Origin of the sequence: Lonepinella sp. BR2271, assembly GCF_051851515.1 — a bacterium.
Lineage (GTDB): Bacteria > Pseudomonadota > Gammaproteobacteria > Enterobacterales > Pasteurellaceae > Lonepinella.
This window is the reverse complement of the sequence record NZ_JBPDVF010000007.1, coordinates 82,433-102,577: the sequence shown is the minus strand read 5'-3', so window position 1 is coordinate 102,577 and position 20,145 is coordinate 82,433. Positions and strand designations below refer to the sequence as shown.

Sequence of the window (20,145 nt, the reverse complement as noted above, 5' to 3'; positions counted from 1 at the left end):
ATTTATCGGTTTTGAAAATAAAAATAGGAGAAAATTTCCCCTATTTTGTGTTTGTGTCGTTCTTTGCGCTATTCCGCCGGCTCAATCACGTCTATTTCTACGCCACTATGCAAGCCTCGTGGCAAACTGGAGCCTTTTCTGCCTCGTTCTGCTCGGAATTTTTGCAAATCTTCTGGTTTTAGCGTGATTTTTCGTTTACCAGAATGGAACACCAAACTGGCGTTTTCGGAAATCAGCAATAATTTCACTAAACTGTCTTTGCCCGCTTTCAAATCTGCACCGGAAATCGTAATGATTTTGTTCCCTTTTCCTTTCGCAAGGGTCGGCAAGTCTGCCACAGGGAAAATGAGCATGCGTCCGGCTTGGGTTAAGGCCACCAAAAGTGCGGTGTTTTTTGGCAAAATTTTGGTCGGTAACACATCGGCATTTTCAGGCAAGCTGATCACCGCTTTACCTGCTTTGTTGCGAGCAACCAAATCCTCAAATTGACAGATAAAACCATAACCTGAACTGGATGACATTAACAAGGCTTGATCGGTATTTTCCATTAAGACTTGCGTTACATTTGCGCCTGTGGGTAAGGTTAATTTACCGGTTAACGGTTCACCTTGCGAGCGAGCAGATGGCAAACTCAATGGATCCAACGCATAGCTCCGTCCTGTGCTGTCGATAAACACCGCAGGCTGATTGCTTTTACCTTGCGCATGGTCAAGATATTTGTCCCCTGCTTTATAACTTAACCCTGTCACATCAATCTCATGACCTTTAGCACAACGCACCCAACCTTGTTCTGATAAAATCACGGTCACCGCCTCAGCAGGTAACATTTCGCTTTCAGAAATGGCTTTGGCTTCGGCTCGTTCAATTAATGGTGAACGGCGTGGGCTGGCGTAGGTTTTAGCGTCTTGCTGAATTTCTTTTTTGATTAAGGTATTTAAACGGCGTTCAGAACCCAGTAACAATTCTAACTGTTCACGTTCTTCTGAGAGTTTATCTTGTTCCGCTTGTAATTCTTGTTCCTCTAATTTGGCTAAATGACGTAAACGCAAGTTCAAAATGGCTTCCGCTTGTTCATCACTCAAATTAAAGCGAGCCATTAATTCCGCTTTGGGGTCATCTTCGTGGCGAATAATCTCAATCACTTCATCAATATTTAAGTAAGCGATCATCAAACCGGCTAAAATATGCAAACGAGCTAAAATTTTATCCAAACGGTGTTGTAAACGACGGGTAACCGTTGTTCGACGGAATTGCAACCATTCCGTGAGGATTTGCACTAATCCTTTTACCGCTGGTTTATGATCCAAGCCAATCATATTCATATTGACTCGATAAGATTTTTCCAAGTCCGTGGTGGCAAATAAATGTGCCATCACCGCCTCCACATCCACACGGTTAGAACGAGGCACTAGCACGATTCGTACAGGATTATCCTGATCCGCCTCATCTCGCATATCTTCCAACATTGGCAATTTCTTGCTATTCATTTGATCGGCAATTTGGGCTTGAATTTTGGTCGGGGATGATTGATGTGGTACAGCGGTAATAATAATTTCACCGTCCTCTTTTTTCCACGCCGCCCGCATTTTGATTGAACCACGCCCTTGTTCATAGATTTTACGAATATCCGCTTTTGGCGTAATAATTTCCGCCTCTGTTGGAAAATCAGGGCCTTGCACGACGGTTAAGAGATCGTCAAGGGTGGCTTTCGGATTATCCAATAACATCACGCAAGCGTCGGCAATTTCATTGATATTATGGGGCGGAATATCCGTTGCCATACCGACTGCAATGCCTGTTGTACCGTTCAGCAAAATATGCGGTAGGCGAGCAGGTAAATATTGCGGTTCTTGCAGGGTGCCGTCAAAATTTGGCTGATAATCCACCGTGCCTTGTCCCAATTCACCGAGCAACATTTCGGAAATTTTGGATAAACGAGATTCCGTATAACGCATAGCCGCAAAGGATTTCGGATCGTCCGCCGCCCCCCAGTTGCCTTGCCCATCTACCAAAGGATAGCGATAAGAAAAGGGTTGCGCCATTAATACCATGGCCTCATAACAGGCACTGTCGCCATGCGGATGGAATTTACCCAACACGTCCCCCACGGTGCGAGCAGATTTTTTATATTTCGCACTGGCGTTTAAGCCGAGTTCCGACATGGAATAAATAATCCGTCGTTGTACCGGTTTTAGACCGTCGCCGATAAAAGGCAAGGCACGATCCATAATCACATACATGGAATAATTTAAATAGGCACTTTCGGTAAAAGTGCGCAGTGGCATTTGTTCAATGCCCTCGTAGTTGATATTGTTATTTTCAGTCATATTTTGTTCCCGTTCCCTCTCCCTTTGGGAGAGGGCTAGGGTGAGGGTAAAATTACGTAATAACCCTCACCCCAACCCTCTCCCAGAGGGAGAGGGGGTTATATTTTACACCGTTAAATCCACCTGATCGCCCTTGGCTTGCAACCAGTTTTTGCGATCATCCGCTCGTTTTTTATTGAGTAACATATCCATTAATTCAAAGGTATCATTCGGTAAAACATCTTCTTTTTCCACCGCACTTTCGTCATCTTCTTTGTAGGTTAACTGCACTAAACGGCGAGTATTCGGATCCATGGTGGTTTCTCGCAACTGACTCGGGTTCATTTCACCTAACCCTTTGAAACGCTGTACATTCAGTTGACCACGTTTTCCTTTTAAACGATCTAAAATAGCGTCTTTTTCACTTTCGTCTAAGGCGTAATAGACTTCTTTACCCAAGTCAATACGATATAACGGTGGCATGGCCACAAACACATGTCCCTCTTGCACTAATTTGGGGAAATGGCGTAAAAACAACGCACAAAGTAGAGTAGCAATATGCAAGCCGTCGCTGTCCGCATCCGCTAAAATACACACCTTGCCATAACGCAACTGGCTCAAATCGTCGTTGTCGGGATCAATCCCCAATGCTACCGCAATATTATGCACTTCTTCCGAGCCAAGCACCTGATCGGAGGCCACTTCCCACGTATTTAAAATTTTACCACGCAAAGGAAGAATAGCTTGATAATCCCGATTACGAGCCTGTTTTGCTGAACCGCCTGCAGAATCCCCCTCCACCAAAAATAGCTCCGTGCGATCTAAATCTTGTTGTGAACAATCCGCTAATTTCCCCGGTAACGCAGGACCAGAAGTCAATTTTTTACGCACCACTTTTTTCGCCGCATTGAGCCGTTTTTGGGCCGAGCTAATCGCCATTTCCGCCAATGCTTTGGCTTGTTCCACATTGTTATTCAGCCACAAACTGAACGCATCTTTCACTACGCCACTAATAAACACCGCACTTTGGCGAGAAGAAAGCCGTTCTTTGGTTTGCCCTGAAAATTGCGGATCGTGCATTTTCAGTGACAGCACATAAGCACAACGATCCCACAAATCGTCAGCCGTGAGTTTGACATTGCGTGGCAACAGATTATGAAATTCGCAAAATTCACGCATGGCGTCTAATAAGCCTTGTCGCAAGCCATTAACGTGCGTTCCGCCCAAAATCGTCGGGATCAAATTCACATAGCTTTCGCCTAGTAACTCGCCTCCCTCAGGCAACCACAATAACGCCCACGCTACTGCCTCCGAATTGCCTTTAAACTCGCCCACAAAAGGCGTTTCAGGCAGAGCCGTAAAGCCATTGACTGCCTCGCTTAAATAATCGGATAGTCCGTCTTGATAAAGCCAAGTATCTTCCGTGCCATTGACCTTATCAATAAATTTGATTTCCAACCCCGAACAGAGTACCGCTTTGGCTCGCAACAAGTGTCGCAAGCGAGAAACAGAGAATTTATCGCTGTCAAAATATTTTGGATTCGGTTTGAAATGTACCGTTGTTCCTGTATTGCGACGACCGCAACTGCCAGTCACGGTTAAATTTTCCACTTTCTCACCATTGGCAAAAGCGATATGATGGACTTCGCCATTGCGTTTAATGGTCACATCCACCCGTTCCGACAGGGCATTCACCACCGAAATCCCCACGCCGTGCAAACCGCCTGAAAATTCATAATTCTTATTGGAAAATTTACCGCCCGCATGCAGTTTGGTGAGAATCACTTCAACACCTGACATTTTCTCCGTCGGGTGCATATCCACAGGCATACCCCGCCCATTGTCGGTCACTTCAAGGGATTGATCTTTGTGTAAAATCACTTCAATTTTGGTGGCGTAACCCGCTAAAGCCTCGTCCACGCTATTATCAATGACTTCCTGCCCTAAATGGTTCGGGCGAGTGGTGTCGGTGTACATCCCCGGGCGAACCTGCACAGGTTCTAAGCCTTTGAGTACCTGAATGTTTATAGAATCGTATTGTTTTTCGGTCATAGTGTTCATTTAGGTTGTACCCTCACCCTAGCCCTCTCCCAGAGGGAGAGGGGATGGCTTAGGTATTTATTTAAAAATTTGTATTACTTCATACTGTTCCCTCTCCCAAAGGGAGAGGGGATGGCTTAGGTATTTATTTAAAAATTTGTATTACTTCATACTGTCCCTCTCCCAAAGGGAGAGGGGATGGAGCAAGGGAATTAATTTAAAAATCTGTATTACTTCATACTGTTCCCTCTCCCAAAGGGAGAGGGGATGGAGCAGGGGAATTAATTTAAAAATTTGTATTACTTCATACTGTTCCCTCTCCCTTTGGGAGAGGGCTAGGGTGAGGGTCAATCCCTCATTATTTTGCTATAACGCAAAAGAAACCGTTTTCCCCGTTGGCAACGCTACCGAAAGACTAAGCTGTCCCCCCATTGCCTCCACATAACGCTTAACCGACGACAAGCGAATATCATTGCCCCGTTTTTCCATTGCTACGACGGACGGTTGACTAATGTTGAGTTCTTTTGCGAGCTGTTGTTGGGAAAGTTCAAGTTCTTCACGAATTTCAGCTAATCTTAATTCCATTAACATTCGTTCGGATTCACGTTTGATTTTTTCTTGGCGTTCAAGGGGAAGTTCAGCTAACACATCATCAAAATTTATAAATTCCATCATTTGTTCTCCATTTGTGTTAAATAAATTTCATAAATTTTCTCGGCTTGAGTAATCATCGTGGTATAAAAACGTTTTTCGTTCTTACCTTTTTTATCTCCACCACATAAAACAACGGCTTGTCTTAATGGATCAAAAATAAAAAAGAGACGAAAAACAGATTGTTTTGATTGTACTCTAAGTTCTTTCATATTGGGATATTTGACGCTGTGCAATGTATCCACATAAGGGCGACCAAGGTTGGGGCCTCGCATTTTGAGCAGTCGTATGGCAGAAAAAACATTGTCTGTATCATCAGGATCTAGTTCAGTCAACCATAACTTTACTTCTTTTTGTAGAATAACCTTCCACGCTTTCATTTTTGCCATATCATTTCTCCATAGATTATAATTTATCATTTTCCAACAGACAAGCAGTTTGAGCCAACCAAATTTATCTGAGTTTTAGAAATTTTGCTATGACTTGTTATCGTTTTTGGAATCAAGATCACAAAAATAGGTTAAAATATGGCGTATTCTTTATATTAAAAACCGAGGGGACAACATGAGCAAACCGAGCAAACTCAAAGCACTTCAATTTAACTTTGTTCAGCTACCTAAAGAAGTGCAAGAGCAATTTAGGCGTTTTGCCAAAATTCTTCAAATTATGTCTAATAAGCCAAAACCGCCGAAATTTTGCCCCCATTGTCGCTCTGCACATTTTGTCAAAAACGGCACGAAGTGAGGCACTCAGCGCTATCTTTGCCGCATTTGCAACAAATCGCTCACCCCTTGTAACAACAACGCTAAATCTAAAACACCCATTTCCTAACGCTCAAAAAATAGCCGATCAAACAAACGCAAATTGCGCAAAAAAAAAACAATTGTAGAATAATAAACAAACACAAACAATCCAACCCTAAATGAGGCTATCCCTATGACCTACAGTAATGACATTAATGATCTACTTGATAAAGTAAAAGAACGTAAATATGGGAAATATCTACTAAAACTAGATATTCATAAAATGCGCGGTATTACAGATCAAGAAATCAAATTTGATTTTCCCGTTACGGCAATCATCGGACCAAATGGATGTGGTAAATCAACCATTTTAGGATCTGTTGTATGCGTATATACCGCACAAAATAATAAATCTATTATACCAAGTAAATTTTTCCCTAAAAGTAATGTGGGCGATACTTCAATGCAAAATTGGGGAGTAACAGGACATTATTTAAGTAAAACAAATAAAGACCAAAGCGAACGCACTCACACAACGGAGTTTAAAGAAAGTAATTGGGCAAGAAGAAATACACCTGTACGTGAAATCTTATTTTTTGGAATTGAACGAACCGTTCCTGCTAGTGAGAAAACAGCATTTAATAAATTAAGAAATAAAAAACAAATTAAGGATCAACAAGAATTAGGCACTTTAAATAAAAATGCAGCTACCATAGCGAGTGCAATTTTAAATAAAGAATTATCAAAATATAAAAAAACCAATATAGATGGAACGACATTCCTAATCGGAGAGAAAAATGACATAAATTATTCTGAGTTCCATTTTGGTGCAGGTGAATCATCTATCATAAGAATGATAGAACAAATTGAATCTGCCGATAAAAACACATTAGTATTAATTGAAGAAATTGAAAATGGTTTACACCCAATAGTCGTAGAAAGATTGGTACAACGACTGATTACAATAGCCAAAGAAAAATCCATACAAATTATATTTACCACGCATAGCGACTATGCGCTATCCCCATTGCCTGATGAAGCAATATGGTCTTGCATAAATCAAAAATTACAACAAGGTAAACTCTCTGTAGATTCATTATTAGCATTATCTGGATATATTGAGAAAAAACTTATTATTTATGTTGAAGATGAATTTGCTAGACTTCTTGTAGAAAGAATCTTATCTGACGTCCCTGAGCTTAAGCGACAACTAGAAATCCATCAAGCTGGCGGCGCAGATAGTGCTATAAAATTCCATAAAAATATTAAATTAAATCCAGCAACGAAAAATAAAGTCAAATCATTATGCATCCTTGATGGTGATCAAGAAAAATCTATAGATAAAGAAAATGGCATTATTACGTTAAAAGGCAATGCACCTGAAGAAGAAATATTCAATGCAGCACTAAATCTTACAGATGAAGAATTAAAATCACTAATGAAATATTGCAATCTTGGGGAAAATTACCCAATGCAATCTTTTAGGGAAAGTATTAACACGATAAAAAACATATCACGTGATCATCATCTTGTTTTTAAAGAATTATCTGAACAAACAGGACAAAGAACAGAAACTCTAAGTATTGGATTTATTTCTTTTTGGAAAGATAAAAACCAAGACTTCTGTCAAAGCATTATTGGTGAAGTTGAACGTATTCTAAATACATAACACCTGTTTCTGCCCTGTTCAACTAATGTGTTGATAACCTTGCAATATAAGGCTTCAAAATTCAAGCCTTATATTGCAATAAATAAACAAAATTTGATGATTATTTAAATATAAACCTATTTAAAAATCATCAACTATTTTCTAAAAAACTATTGTATTTATTTTTATCTACGATAACATCATAATAAAAAATAAATATAATAAAAAAGGAGTTAAATATGCTCAGTAATAAAATTAAATTAGGTTTAATTTGTGGTTCTTTATTTTTAATTTCTCAGAATGTTTTGGCTTCCTATGGATGCCAAGATTTCCCTAAATTTGAAGATAGTTATTGCAGTCCTGATGGTTCAAGATATTTCTATTATGGTGAAGTTACTAAAGAAATGAAACAAATTAAAAGCACCTTTAGGGGAAAAACTTACACATATAAAGATTTAATTCAGCCTTTAAATCCTGATGAAATAGTGGAAATTAAAGAATTTACAAATGAAATTAGAGGTTTTAAAAATGAATTAAAAAGCAAACTAAATAACCTTACAGAAAAACAGTTTGAACAAGTGTTAAAAATAAGAGGTGATTATTTAGAAAATATTTTAGATAAAAAATTATACAGTAGTTCTATAATTAGCAATTTAGTAATTATAGATAATGATATAATTTCTCTTTTTGAAAAGTTTAATGTAAGTCAAGAAAATAGAGAATTATTTAAAAAAGGATCTTCTGAAAAGCACAAAACATTAAAAATAATGGAAGAGTATATAAAAATGGAATCATTCTAAATTAAAAAGCAATAATATATTATATTATTGCTTTTATTTCTAACTATTAAATCGAGCCTATCCCACATTTTGTGTAAACACCAATTTCACTTAAAGGTGATCGCTTAAACGATCACCAAATTCTAGCACAAAATGGTTCAATGCTGCTCGCCAATTTCGGATCGGCATTGACCATTTTTTAGACGCATCTTTAATCGCAAGCCAAACGATTTTAATCACGGATTCGTCAGTCGGGAAGACATTTCGTTTTTTAATCACTCGCCGAATCACGCTGTTCAACGATTCAATCGCATTGGTCGTGTAAATTGCCTTACGAATATCGTCAGGATAGCTGAAAATCGTGGCTAAATTCGCCCAATGATTCTGCCAGCTTTTGGCGATTAAGGGGTATTTTGCTTGCCATTTTTGCTCAAAATTAGCCAGCGCCTGTAGGGCTACCTGTTCCGTAGGTGCTTGATAAATCAGCTTTAAATCCGCTGTCACGGCTTTGTAATCTTTCCAAGTGACATATTTCAAGCTATTACGCACCATATGCACGATACAAAGTTGAATTTTCGTGTCAGGAAAGACGGTGTTTATCGCTTCAGGAAAGCCTTTTAAGCCGTCAATACAGGCAATTAAAATATCCTGTACGCCACGATTTTTAAGCTCGGTTAGCACGTTTAACCAAAATTTTGCCCCTTCATTTTCGGCAATCCAGAGTCCTAATAGTTCTTTGCATTCCTCCAGATTCACGCCCAAAGCGACAAAAACCGCCTTGTTAATAATCCGCCCATCTTGGCGAACTTTCACCACGATACAATCCAAATAAACAATGGCATACACCGCATCAAGCGGTTCATTTTGCCACTCAATAATGCGTTCTTTGACCGAATCCGTCACCCGAGAAATCAGGCTCGGTGAAACATCGGCATCATAAAATTCCTTAAAGGAATCAACGATTTCCTGATTACTTAACCCTTTGGCATATAAGGCAATGATTTGCTCATCCATACCCGTGATGCTAGTCTGATTTTTCTTAATAATTTGCGGTTCAAAGGTGCTGTCACGATCTCGGGGAATGTTGAGTTCAATATCTCCCTCATCGGTGAGCAAGGTTTTTAGCTAATTCATTAGCCAATAATTTAATTTGTTGTTCATTCATAATAAAAATACCTGTTTTTGGTTATTATCTCAGAAACAGGTATTTACACAAATTTTGGTATAGGCTCGTTTTAACTCACTATGTTAGCAACCATTTTGTTATTGACGGCGTGTAAATTGGGGCGTATTGCATACGCCCCGACAAATTAACTCAGATTCTTCTTCTCTTCCAATTCTTCCCACCGCAAAAACGCCGTTTCTAATTCATTTTCAAGCTCGGCTAATTGTTGCAATTTTGCGGAAGTGGTTTCGTGGGATTGTTGGAAAAACGCAGGGCTACCCACTTCCGTTTGAAGTGCGGTGATTTTTTGTTCTAATTCTTCCAGTTGTTGCGGTAATTGCTCCAATTCACGTTGTTCTTTGTAAGACAGCTTGGTGGCTTGTTTTTTCGGTTTTTCAGAAACTTTCGGATTTTGCACCGCAGTTTTTTCCGCTTTTTCGGCGGTTTTAACGGGTTCATTCAACGCTTTTTGAGCGAAAACGTTGGTCTGTTGCTGTTTAGCGTCAAAATAACCGCCCACATATTTATTCAACACGCCATTGCCTTCAAACATATAACATTCGGTAGCAACGTTATCAATAAATTGACGGTCGTGGCTGACAATCAGCAGGGTGCCTTGATAATCTGCTAGAATTTCTTCCAATAATTCAAGGGTTTCCACATCTAAATCGTTGGTCGGTTCGTCCAGAATTAATAAATTATTCGGCTTTAATAATAATTTTGCCAACAATAAGCGATTGCGTTCACCGCCAGACAGGGCTTTGACAGGGGTCATGGCTCGTTTGGGTGGAAATAAGAAATCTTGTAAATAGCCTAACACGTGGCGTTTAATGCCGTTGACTTCAATATCTTGCTTGCCGTCTGCCACGTTATCCATAACAGATTTTTCGGGATCAAGATCTACCCGATATTGGTCGAAATAGGCAATGTCTAATTTGGTGCCACAACGGATTTTTCCTGAAGTGGGTTTAAGTTGTTCGAGTAATAGTTTAATAAAAGTCGTTTTTCCACAACCATTGGCACCCACTAAAGCAATTTTATCGCCCCGCATAATATTGGTGCTGAAATTGGAGAGCAATTTTTTACCGTCAATCTCAAAATTGGCGTTTTCGAGTTCAAACACAATTTTGCCGGAACGACTAGATTGATCGAGTTGTAATTTTGCTGTACCAAGCTGATCTCGGCGTTGACGGCGTTCTTCTCGCAAGGCTTTTAAGGCACGCACACGTCCTTCGTTACGAGTACGTCTTGCTTTAATCCCTTGCCGAATCCAGACTTCTTCTTGAGCGAGTTTTTTATCAAATAGGGCATTTTGCAATTCTTCCACACGCAGATTTTCTTCTTTGGTGGTGAGATAATTGTCGTAATCACCTGAATAGGAAACAAGCTGTCCACGGTCAAGATCCACAATGCGTGTTGCCATTTTGCGAATAAAAGAACGGTCGTGAGAAATAAAGACGATACTGCCTTTAAATTCCAGTAAAAATTCTTCCAACCATTCAATGGCATCTACATCCAAATGGTTAGTAGGTTCGTCCAACAACAACACATCAGGGTTGCACACCAACGCCCGAGCCAAGGCCGCTTTACGCAACCAACCGCCCGATAAATCCGACAATTTGGTATCAGGATTAAGATTCAGTTTAAGCAACACTTCTTTGATTTTATTATCAAATTGCCAGCCGTTATTGTGTTCTAATTTAGCCTGCACGTTGGCGAGTTGATTGAGTAGGCTTTCGCTATAATCCTGTTCTAATTGCGTGGATAAATGATGATATTCTTTCAATAAATCGGCTAAATGCCCAATCCCCTCGGCCACATAATCAAACACATTACCGCTTGCTGTACGTGGCGGATCTTGTTCTAAACGAGAAACAACGAGATCTTGGTTTAACAGCAATTTGCCATCATCCATCACAGTATCGCCAGCCAGAATTTTGAGTAGGGTAGATTTGCCTGCGCCATTGCGACCAACTAAACACACTCGCTCGTTGGGTTCAATATGTAAATCGCAGTGATCAAGCAAAGGATGATCACTAAAAGAAAGATAGCCGTTGGTTAAACTGATTAATGCCATAATGATTGATTAAATTGAAAAAATTGCGGAGATTTTAGCAGTTTTTTGGGGGAATTTGTAGTGATTCATTTTTTACCCTTAGTTTTGCCCGCTAAAAAATCAAATTTTGTGATCTTGATTCCAAAATTGAACTAAAAATCTTGTAGGATTTTCACCGCGGTTAATAATAACCTCAATTTTTAATGACCCAAAAGGGGGGATTATGCAACAACATTCACGTTACATTGATTTAACAACTGATTATGGTTTCAAGCGTATTTTTGGTATGGAGTCGCACAAAGAAATCTTACTGGCTTTTTTAAACGAATTATTCAAAGGCAAGAAGGTCATTAGCGATTTAATGTATAACAAAAACGAACACGTAGGTGATACGTCAAAATTAGGTGCTGTGATTTTTGATCTGACTTGTACCACCGATGACGGTTCGCAATTTATTATTGAAGTGCAGAGTAGTATTCAGGATAATTTTAAACAGCGAACGATTTATTACGGTGCAAAATTGCTGAGTGACCAAGCGCCAAAAGGCAAACGGTACGAGTGGGAATATGCCATTAGCGAGGTTTATGTAATTGCGATTATGGATGGTTTTCATTTCTCTGAAACAGATGAATATTTACACGATATTTGTCTTTGCAACAAAAAGACAGGGGAAATTTTTTATGATAAACTGGGTTTTATTTATATTGAGCTCATCAATCTCAACAAACCAGAGAAACAACTCAGCACAAATTTGGAAAAATGGTTGTATGTCCTTAAAAACATTGTAGAACTCAATAGTTTACCCGATTTTCTGAATGACCCCATTTTTGAAAAAGTATTTGAAATTGCCGAATATAGCAACTTAGATAAAAAGGAGCAAAAAATGTACGATGTCAGTTTAAAACGTAAATGGGACGAATATTCCTTGTTAAGCTCCGCCACGAGAAAGGGGATTGCCCAAGGGATTGCACAAGGGATAGAACAAGGGATAGAACAAGGGATAGAACAAGGTTTACAAAAAGGCTTACAAAGTACCGCCCAGAATATGCTTAATCGTGGTTTTGATATTCAGCTAGTGTCTGAGATTGTAGGTTTGCCCGTAGAGGACATTCAAAAAATGAGACAAACCTTGAATTAAGTCTAAGCTCAATAGGTTCTAACAAAATGGTGGTTTTTATTCACAATTTAAAGGGGCAGAATTCTGCCCTTTAAACATCGTTTTATATAGCAACTTAGATAAAAAGGAGCAAAAAATGTACGATGTCAGTTTAAAGCGTAAATGGGACGAATATTCCTTGTTAAGCTCCGCCACGAGAAAGGGGATTGCCCAAGGGATAGAACAAGGGATAGAACAAGGTTTACAAAAGGGCTTGCAAAGTACTGCCCAGAATATGCTTAATCGTGGTTTTGATATTCAGCTAGTGTCTGAGATTGTCGGCTTGCCCGTAGAGGATATTCAAAAACTTAGACAAACCTTGAATTAACTCTAAGCTCAATAGGTTCTAACAAAATGGTGGTTTTTATTCACAATTTAAAGGGGCAGGATTCTGCCCCTTGAGTATGGCTTTATCGTCCACAAGATATAACTCATTTTTAGGCAAAAAAAATGCAACTGTTAAGTTGCATTTTCATTAGGGATGTTTAGGATTTATGAACAAAATTTTCACTTGTTTTGGAATCACAACTAAGTGAAGTTACCTTAAGCACTAGGGATTACTTAAGATGGAAACCATTATAGCTTATTTATTTTGAATTACAAGCGTCATTTTATTATTTTTGATATTTTTCATCAGGTCGGATAACTTCACTCCATCTGGTAAAATTAAATCGCTATCAATTTCATACAGTGGAATAATTACAAACTCTCGATTTCGCATATCATAATGGGGAATGGTCAGTCTTTCTGACTGAATAACCCGTTGACCATAAAGTAATATATCTAAATCTAAAGTGCGTTCGCCCCAATGACGTAAACGCACTCGGCCTTGTTGATTTTCAATCTGTTGTAAGGCGTCTAATAATGCCAGAGGCGCAAGTTCTGTCTGAAGTTTTGCTACGGCATTAACATAATCGGGTTGATCTTGTGGCCCGAGTGGTTTACTACGGTAAAATGAACTGACCGCTAGCACTTGGGTTTGAGGTAAAACCGCCATAGCCTCAATAGCCGCATTTAGTTGTTGCACAGGTTGATTTAAATTACTGCCTAAGGCAATGTATGCAATGACCATGGGTTAGTCCTTTTTCGGCGAACGTTTGCGAGCATAACGTTTTTTCGGGCGTGGCGCATTTTTATTTTGCTCTTGGATCAACGCAATACGTTGTTCGGTACTGCTAAACTGATATTCATGCCACCATTTGGCCAATTCAATGCTTTCACCGCCCTCAATTTCCGCACGCATGGCTAATAGGTCGTAAGCCGCACGGAATTTCGGGTGTTGCATGGTGCGTTCAGGGAATTTGCCCGAACGTTTGGCAAGCTGTAATTGCAACATCCAAATTTCACGAATGACGCCCGTATGTCGACGAGGTACAGCAAGGGCACGACATAACACGTCCATGATTTCATTTCCTGCTAACGCATAGGCGTCGTGGTTATTTAATCCGCCCTCATTTTTTAGCGTATCGACTTTTTCACGTAACGGATACCAAAAGAATGCCGCAAATAAGAATGCGGAGTTAATCCGTAAATTATCAGCGATACGTTCGTCGGTGGATTTCACCGAATGAATCATCATGCGTTCCGCTAAGCTGTCGCCTTTTTCGGTAAAATAAGGGAGCAGCGCAGGGAACAGTTGTTCAAATAAGGCGTATTGACGCAATAAATGATAGTTTTTTTCACCGCAGCCAGTTTGTAATAACTTCAAACTTTCATCAAATAAACGAGCGGGCGGGATATTTTTCAACAGCGGTGCAAGTTCGACAATCGGCGTTTCGCTGGATTTGTCCAAAAACATATCTAATTTCGCCATAAAACGAATGGCGCGCAACATGCGTACGGGATCTTCTTGATAGCGAGTGACAGGATCGCCGATGAGGCGTAATTTCCCCGCTTTCAGATCGTCAATGCCTTGATAGAAATCGTAGATGACATTGTCTTTGGGGCTGTAATAAAGGGCATTTACGGTAAAATCACGGCGTTCTGCGTCCTGTTCTAATGTCCCGTAAACATTATCCCGTAAAATCATGCCGTCATCATTTTGTTTCGCTTGTTGTTCGGAGTGTTTGACTTCGTGATTGGCACGGAATGTGGCGACTTCAATAATATCTCGCCCAAACATAATATGGGCTAAACGGAAACGGCGTCCGACTAAACGGCAACGGCGTTGGAAAATGGCTTGCACTTGTTCGGGGCGAGCATTGGTGGCCACATCGAAATCTTTCGGTGTTTTACCTAATAACAGATCTCGTATACAGCCACCGACAATATAGGCCTCGTAGCCTTGACGATTCAGTTTTTCCACCACGCTTAGGGCATTTTTACTAAACAATCGAGCATGAATAGCCACTTGACTTGCCTTGATCATTGCATTGGCATGATGTTTGGTATGACTTGGACACACGGATCCCGTAGTCAATTTCAGTTGTGGGCGTGGCGTGTTGTTTGGTTTATCTTGCTTTGTCTGTTTACCAAACCAGTTTTTTATGTACGTTAAAATAATAAACTCCGTAAATAAAATATTTTGTGAATAAAATCAACGGACGTATTTCATTACGTCCGGCGTTTATTCTATATAGCCAGTGAGGGATTTTTGATTAAAACCCCATTTGTTTTTCACGCACTTCGGCTAATGTTTTACAATCAATACAAAGATCGGCTGTTGGACGAGCCTCTAAGCGACGAATACCAATCTCGACACCGCATGAATTGCAGTAGCCAAAATCTTCCGTATCTAATTTTTTTAAAGTATTTTCGATTTTTTTCATCAATTTGCGTTCACGATCTCTGGCACGCAATTCTAAACTAAATTCTTCTTCTTGGGTCGCACGATCTGCGGGATCAGGAAAATTAGAGGCTTCATCTCGCATATGGTTTACGGTACGGCTTGCCTCACCGACAATCTGGTCGTACCATGCTTGTAAAATTTTACGAAAATGAATGAGTTGTTTTTCATTCATGTATTCTTCATTTTTTTCTTCTTGATATGGCGACACGCCCGCCAAGGCTAAAATGCTTAAAGAGGCTTTATTTGTGTTTGTCATGTTGTTCTCCAATCAATAATATTCTGTCTGAGCGATCCATCTAGCGACGTCAAACACGTTAAGTGATTTCCCAAAAATGATAGGGGGTAATTTTAAAGGCGTTATAAATACCAGAAGTTGCCCAAATAAGCAAATAAAATTATTCAAATGGGGCGAACTTTACGTAGTCTTTACATAAAAATGTGATCTCCATTCCAAAAATGAAATAAATTGTTTCGTATTTCGGCATTTTTAGCGTAGGCTTAAAACGAGTTTTGTATATTCTTTATGCAAAATGTAAGACGCTATTACAAAAAGGGTAAAGTGCGGTATAAAATGCAGAAATTGTTTAAATTAATCAATCAACTAGATGTAGATAAAATAAGCCTATATGCGATTTTATCCGTGCTTTCATTATCTTTTTTACCCGCTGATTTTTTGTTATCTTGGCAAACTTGTGTTGCGCTATTTGTTTGTTTATTGCTGTTTCAACGAGTTATGCTACGCTGGCAATTTGCCCCTAAACTTCTCAAACAAGGCTTAAATAGCGCGTTGATTATTCCGCTGTTGCTCGGTTATGCGCATTTCAGCGCAAAACAGGCGTTGGAGAATGCCAATGTACCAACCCCAAAAATCCAAACTGATTTTCGGATTATGGAGGTTCAACATCAAGGGGCATACACCGCGTTAATTGCCCAAGCATTATCTTCGTCGTCGCAACCCTCAAGGCGAGTTTATGTGAATTGGAAAGTGGCGGAAATGCCTCAAATGGGGGAAGTTTGGCGAGGTACGCTGACATTAAAACCGCTTTCTTCACGTTTAAATATTGACGGATTTGATCGGCAAAAGTGGTATTTTGCGAAGGATATTCAGGCCTTAGCTAACATAAAAAGTGCGGTGAAAATAGCCCAAGATTTTTCCTGGCGAGAACAGCGGTTCACCCAAAGCGTAGCACAAACGCAAGATTTGTCTCAACAAGGTTTATTGCTGGCTTTGGGGTTTGGTGAGCGCGCTTGGTTAAATTCGGCAACGTGGAAAATCTATCAACAAACCAACACCGCTCATTTGATCGCGATTTCAGGCTTGCATATTGGTTTGGCCATGGCGTTGGGTTTTTGGCTTGGCAGAGTCGTGCAATATATTCTGCCGACACGATTAATTACGCCCATTTTCCCTTTACTGACGGGGTTGCTGTTGATGTTATTTTATGCCTATTTAGCCGGATTTGCGATTCCCACATTTCGGGCTTGTGTGGCCTTATGTATTGTGGTGATGTTGCGTGTTTGGCGAGGTTATTGTACGGCATGGCAACTGTATTTTCGCGTCGTTGCATTATTGCTGTTAAGCGATCCTTTAATGATCTTATCGACCAGTTTTTGGCTTTCGGTGGGGGCGGTAGCTTGTTTAATTCTGTGGTATCAGCTTTTTCCGCTTAATTTGCTTGAATGGCGAGGGGAACCCCTTTCTCAAAAAGTGCGGTGGATATTGGCATTGTTTCACTTGCAACTGGGGTTATTTTGCTTTTTTACCCCGATTCAATTGGCTTTTTTTGGTGGGTTCTCGTTACAAGGTTTTATGGCGAATATCGTGGCCGTGCCGTTGTATAGCTTTTTGTTGGTGCCATTAGTGTTGTTTGCGGTGTTGAGTCATGGTCGTTTTTATAGTTGGCAAATAGCCGATAATATGGCAGATAAGATTACCCATCTATTGTCTTATTTTCAAGACAGTTGGATTACGCTGTCGAATTCAGCAAGCCAATATGTCAGTTGCATTTTACTTGGTGCCGTTTGGCTGATTTTTTATTTACTTTACAAGAGTAAGAAAACGACAAAAAAGCGGGAGGCCATGACCTATTCACGTCGACCGCCTTGTTTTTCGCTAAAATCTGATCGCAGTTTGTCGCCCTTGTTATATAAACGCGTGCAACAAGGTTTTGCGAGCCTGATATTGTTATTCGGCACAATCTCCCTATGGGATGATGTTCAACAATCGGATTGGCAAGTGGATACGCTAGATGTGGGGCAAGGTTTATCCACCTTAATCGTGAAAAATCAGCGAGGGATTTTGTACGACACCGGCGCCAGTTGGCAAGGCGGTTCCATGGCGGAATTGGAAATTATCCCTTATTTGCAACGGCAAGGCATTGCCTTAGATTATGTGATTCTTAGCCATGATGATAACGATCATGCGGGTGGTGCAACGGCCATATTAAAGGTATTTCCTGAGGCCATATTGGTGACGCCCTCCACCAAAAACTATGGCGAAAACCACCGCACTTTTTGTCAACAAGGGGCGCATTGGCAATGGCAAGGAATAGATATTCAAGCCTTATCGCCTGAAAAACCGGTTGTTCGAGCAGAAAATGCCGATTCTTGTGTGTTATTGGTCCAACAAGGCGATCATAGCGTCTTGTTAACAGGGGATGCCGATTTGGCCACGGAGCGACGTCTTATGCCACAGTTACCTAAAATTGAGCTATTACAAGTGGGTCATCATGGCAGTAAAACGTCAACGGGAGCGGATTTTGTTGAACGAATTCAACCTGATCTTGCCTTGATCTCAAGTGGGCGCTGGAATCAGTGGAAATTCCCCCATGCCAGTGTGATAGCCCATTTAGAACAAGTGCAAAGTGCGGTGTATAATACCGCAGTTTTGGGGCAAATTTCGGTACGATTCTATGGGGATAATACAAAAATTGTCACCGCCAGAAATGCGTTTAGTCCTTGGTATCAGCAGATTATTACTGCTCAACAGGGGGATTAAGTTGGATAATCCTGAAAAAAATTGTACAATGCCAACAACTTTTTAAATGAAGATGTGATTATGAAAGAAAAAGATATTTCGGTATTCAAAACCTTTAAACGCTTATGGCCAACCATTAGTGTATTCAAAGCGGGATTAATTGTGGCAGCTATTGCTCTGGTATTAAATGCGTTGGTGGATTCGGGATTAATTTATTTATTAAAACCTTTATTGGATCGTGGTTTTGGCGAAGCGGATCATGATTTTCTCAAATTAATGGCTGTCTTGGTTGTGGTGTTTGTACTGTTTCGTGGCGTCACTAACTACATTGCCAGCTATTGTTTATCTTGGGTTTCAGGCAAAGTGGTGATGACCTTACGTCGCCGTTTGTTTAAACATCTCATGTTTATGCCAGTGAGTTACTTTGACCAAAATCCAACCGGTCGCTTACTTTCTCGCGTGACCTATGACAGTGAAATGGTCGCCAGTTCGTCGTCTAGTGCGTTAGTGACCATTGTGCGTGAGGGGACTTATTTAATTTCCCTCTTTGTGGTGATGATTTATACCAGTTGGCAGCTATCTATTGTGCTTTTCGTCTTAGCACCGATTATTGGCGTACTGATTGGTCTCGTCTCTAAAATTTTCCGTCAATTAAGCCGTAATATTCAAGACAGCATGGGAGCCTTAACCACCACCACGGAACAAATGTTAAAAGGGCATAAAGTGGTGTTGTCTTTCGGTGGTCAACCGGTGGAAGAACAACGCTTTAATGAAGTCAGCAACGATATGCGCCGCAAAGGCATGAAAATTGTGTCTGCTGACGGCATTTCGGACGGTGTAGTGCAGTTGATCGCTTCTTTTGCTTTGTCAGCCGTGCTGTATGTGGCGACATTCCCTGAAGTGGTCAGTGAGAGTTTGACGGCGGGATCATTTACCGTGGTGTTTTCTTCTATGATGGCCATGATGCGACCACTTAAATCCTTAACCAATGTGAATTCCCAATTCCAACGTGGTATGGCCGCCTGTCAAACGCTGTTTGAATTTTTGGATTTAGACACTGAAAAAGACAGTGGTAACTACGAAGTGGAACGCGCGAAAGGTGAAGTGGAATTTAAACATGTGAGTTTTGCTTACCAAGGTAAAGAAGAACGGGCATTAAACGATCTTTCCTTAACCATTCCGCAAGGCAAAACAGTTGCCTTAGTGGGGCGTTCAGGTTCGGGTAAATCCACAGTCGCCAATTTATTAACTCGTTTTTACGATATTGATCAAGGCGAGATTTTACTGGATGGCGTGAATATTCAAGATTATAAACTCGCCAATTTACGTCAGCAATGCTCCGTCGTGTCGCAACAGGTGCATTTATTTAATGATACCGTGGCGAATAATATTGCTTATGCGGCCACGGAGAAATACAGTCGTCAACAAATTATTGACGCCGCACATGCTGCACATGCTATGGAATTTATCGATAAATTGGAGAATGGTTTAGATACAGTAATTGGTGAAAATGGGGCGAGTTTATCCGGCGGTCAACGTCAACGTTTAGCCATTGCACGTGCTTTATTGCGTAATTCACCAGTATTGATTTTAGATGAAGCGACCTCAGCATTGGATACAGAATCGGAACGCGCTATTCAATCAGCCTTAGAAGAATTACAAAAAGATCGTACGGTTTTAGTGATCGCCCACCGCTTGTCGACCATTGAAAAGGCCGACGAAATCGTGGTGATTGAGCATGGTGAGGTGAAAGAACGGGGTAGTCATGCCGAGCTTTTAGAGCGGGGCGGGGCGTATAAACAATTACACGCCATGCAGTTTTCGCATTAAAACATA

At 40.4% G+C, this 20,145-nt stretch carries 14 protein-coding genes and 1 pseudogene; 6 read left to right on the top strand and 9 right to left on the bottom strand.

The window, feature by feature from the left end; translation table 11 throughout:
• Positions 1–68 precede the first annotated feature (68 nt).
• The 4 genes from parC to ACTG7X_RS07240 form a co-directional block, all read right to left on the bottom strand.
• Positions 69–2,327, bottom strand: coding sequence for a DNA topoisomerase IV subunit A (gene parC, locus ACTG7X_RS07255; RefSeq protein ID WP_439257842.1), 2,259 nt, complete (start codon positions 2,325–2,327; stop codon positions 69–71).
• 105 nt (positions 2,328–2,432) lie between these two features.
• Entirely contained in the window at positions 2,433–4,358 is a 1,926-nt protein-coding gene (gene parE / locus ACTG7X_RS07250) for a DNA topoisomerase IV subunit B (RefSeq protein WP_439241910.1), read from the bottom strand.
• A 354-nt stretch (positions 4,359–4,712) separates the two neighbouring features.
• Positions 4,713–5,018 (bottom strand): helix-turn-helix domain-containing protein, encoded by a 306-nt coding sequence (locus ACTG7X_RS07245; RefSeq protein WP_439257858.1) that lies wholly within the window; start codon positions 5,016–5,018, stop codon positions 4,713–4,715.
• Positions 5,018–5,386 carry a type II toxin-antitoxin system RelE/ParE family toxin gene (locus ACTG7X_RS07240; RefSeq protein WP_439257841.1) on the bottom strand — a complete coding sequence of 123 codons (369 nt, stop codon included), beginning with the start codon at positions 5,384–5,386 and terminating at the stop codon, positions 5,018–5,020. Before ACTG7X_RS07240 ends, ACTG7X_RS07245 begins: the two co-directional genes overlap by 1 nt.
• A 547-nt stretch (positions 5,387–5,933) precedes the next feature.
• On the opposite strand from ACTG7X_RS07240, the gene ACTG7X_RS07235 reads away from it, so the two are divergent.
• Positions 5,934–7,409, top strand: a complete 1,476-nt coding sequence (locus tag ACTG7X_RS07235) for an ATP-dependent nuclease (protein WP_439257840.1) — start codon at positions 5,934–5,936, stop codon at positions 7,407–7,409.
• Positions 7,410–7,627: 218 nt separating this feature from the next.
• Entirely contained in the window at positions 7,628–8,188 is a 561-nt protein-coding gene (locus ACTG7X_RS07230) for a hypothetical protein (RefSeq protein WP_439257839.1), read from the top strand.
• 90 nt (positions 8,189–8,278) lie between these two features.
• On the opposite strand, the pseudogene ACTG7X_RS07225 reads toward ACTG7X_RS07230, so the two are convergent.
• A pseudogene (locus tag ACTG7X_RS07225) lies at positions 8,279–9,289 on the bottom strand (IS256 family transposase); the annotation flags it as partial.
• A 188-nt stretch (positions 9,290–9,477) separates the two neighbouring features.
• Positions 9,478–11,409, bottom strand: coding sequence for an ABC transporter ATP-binding protein (locus ACTG7X_RS07220; RefSeq protein WP_439257838.1), 1,932 nt, complete (start codon positions 11,407–11,409; stop codon positions 9,478–9,480).
• A 202-nt stretch (positions 11,410–11,611) separates the two neighbouring features.
• Here ACTG7X_RS07220 and ACTG7X_RS07215 point away from each other — a divergent pair, with 202 nt between their 5' ends.
• A complete protein-coding gene (locus ACTG7X_RS07215; protein WP_439257837.1) occupies positions 11,612–12,526 on the top strand; it encodes an Rpn family recombination-promoting nuclease/putative transposase in 915 nt (304 codons plus the stop codon).
• A 115-nt stretch (positions 12,527–12,641) separates the two neighbouring features.
• Positions 12,642–12,872: a hypothetical protein gene (locus ACTG7X_RS07210; RefSeq protein ID WP_439257836.1), complete on the top strand. Its 231-nt coding sequence runs from the start codon at positions 12,642–12,644 to the stop codon at positions 12,870–12,872.
• A gap of 255 nt (positions 12,873–13,127) precedes the next feature.
• On the opposite strand, the gene folK is transcribed toward ACTG7X_RS07210, so the two are convergent.
• From folK to dksA, 3 genes are all read right to left on the bottom strand, one after another.
• Entirely contained in the window at positions 13,128–13,616 is a 489-nt protein-coding gene (gene folK / locus ACTG7X_RS07205) for a 2-amino-4-hydroxy-6-hydroxymethyldihydropteridine diphosphokinase (RefSeq protein ID WP_439257835.1), read from the bottom strand.
• 3 nt (positions 13,617–13,619) lie between these two features.
• Entirely contained in the window at positions 13,620–14,912 is a 1,293-nt protein-coding gene (pcnB, locus tag ACTG7X_RS07200) for a polynucleotide adenylyltransferase PcnB (RefSeq protein ID WP_439257857.1), read from the bottom strand.
• Positions 14,913–15,141: 229 nt separating this feature from the next.
• Positions 15,142–15,588 (bottom strand): RNA polymerase-binding protein DksA, encoded by a 447-nt coding sequence (dksA, locus tag ACTG7X_RS07195; RefSeq protein WP_439257834.1) that lies wholly within the window; start codon positions 15,586–15,588, stop codon positions 15,142–15,144.
• Between the two features lie 315 nt (positions 15,589–15,903).
• Here dksA and ACTG7X_RS07190 point away from each other — a divergent pair, with 315 nt between their 5' ends.
• Both ACTG7X_RS07190 and msbA read left to right on the top strand, forming a co-directional pair.
• Positions 15,904–18,330 (top strand): DNA internalization-related competence protein ComEC/Rec2, encoded by a 2,427-nt coding sequence (locus ACTG7X_RS07190; RefSeq protein ID WP_439257833.1) that lies wholly within the window; start codon positions 15,904–15,906, stop codon positions 18,328–18,330.
• Positions 18,331–18,390: 60 nt separating this feature from the next.
• Entirely contained in the window at positions 18,391–20,139 is a 1,749-nt protein-coding gene (gene msbA / locus ACTG7X_RS07185) for a lipid A ABC transporter ATP-binding protein/permease MsbA (protein ID WP_439257832.1), read from the top strand.
• Positions 20,140–20,145: the final 6 nt, after the last annotated feature.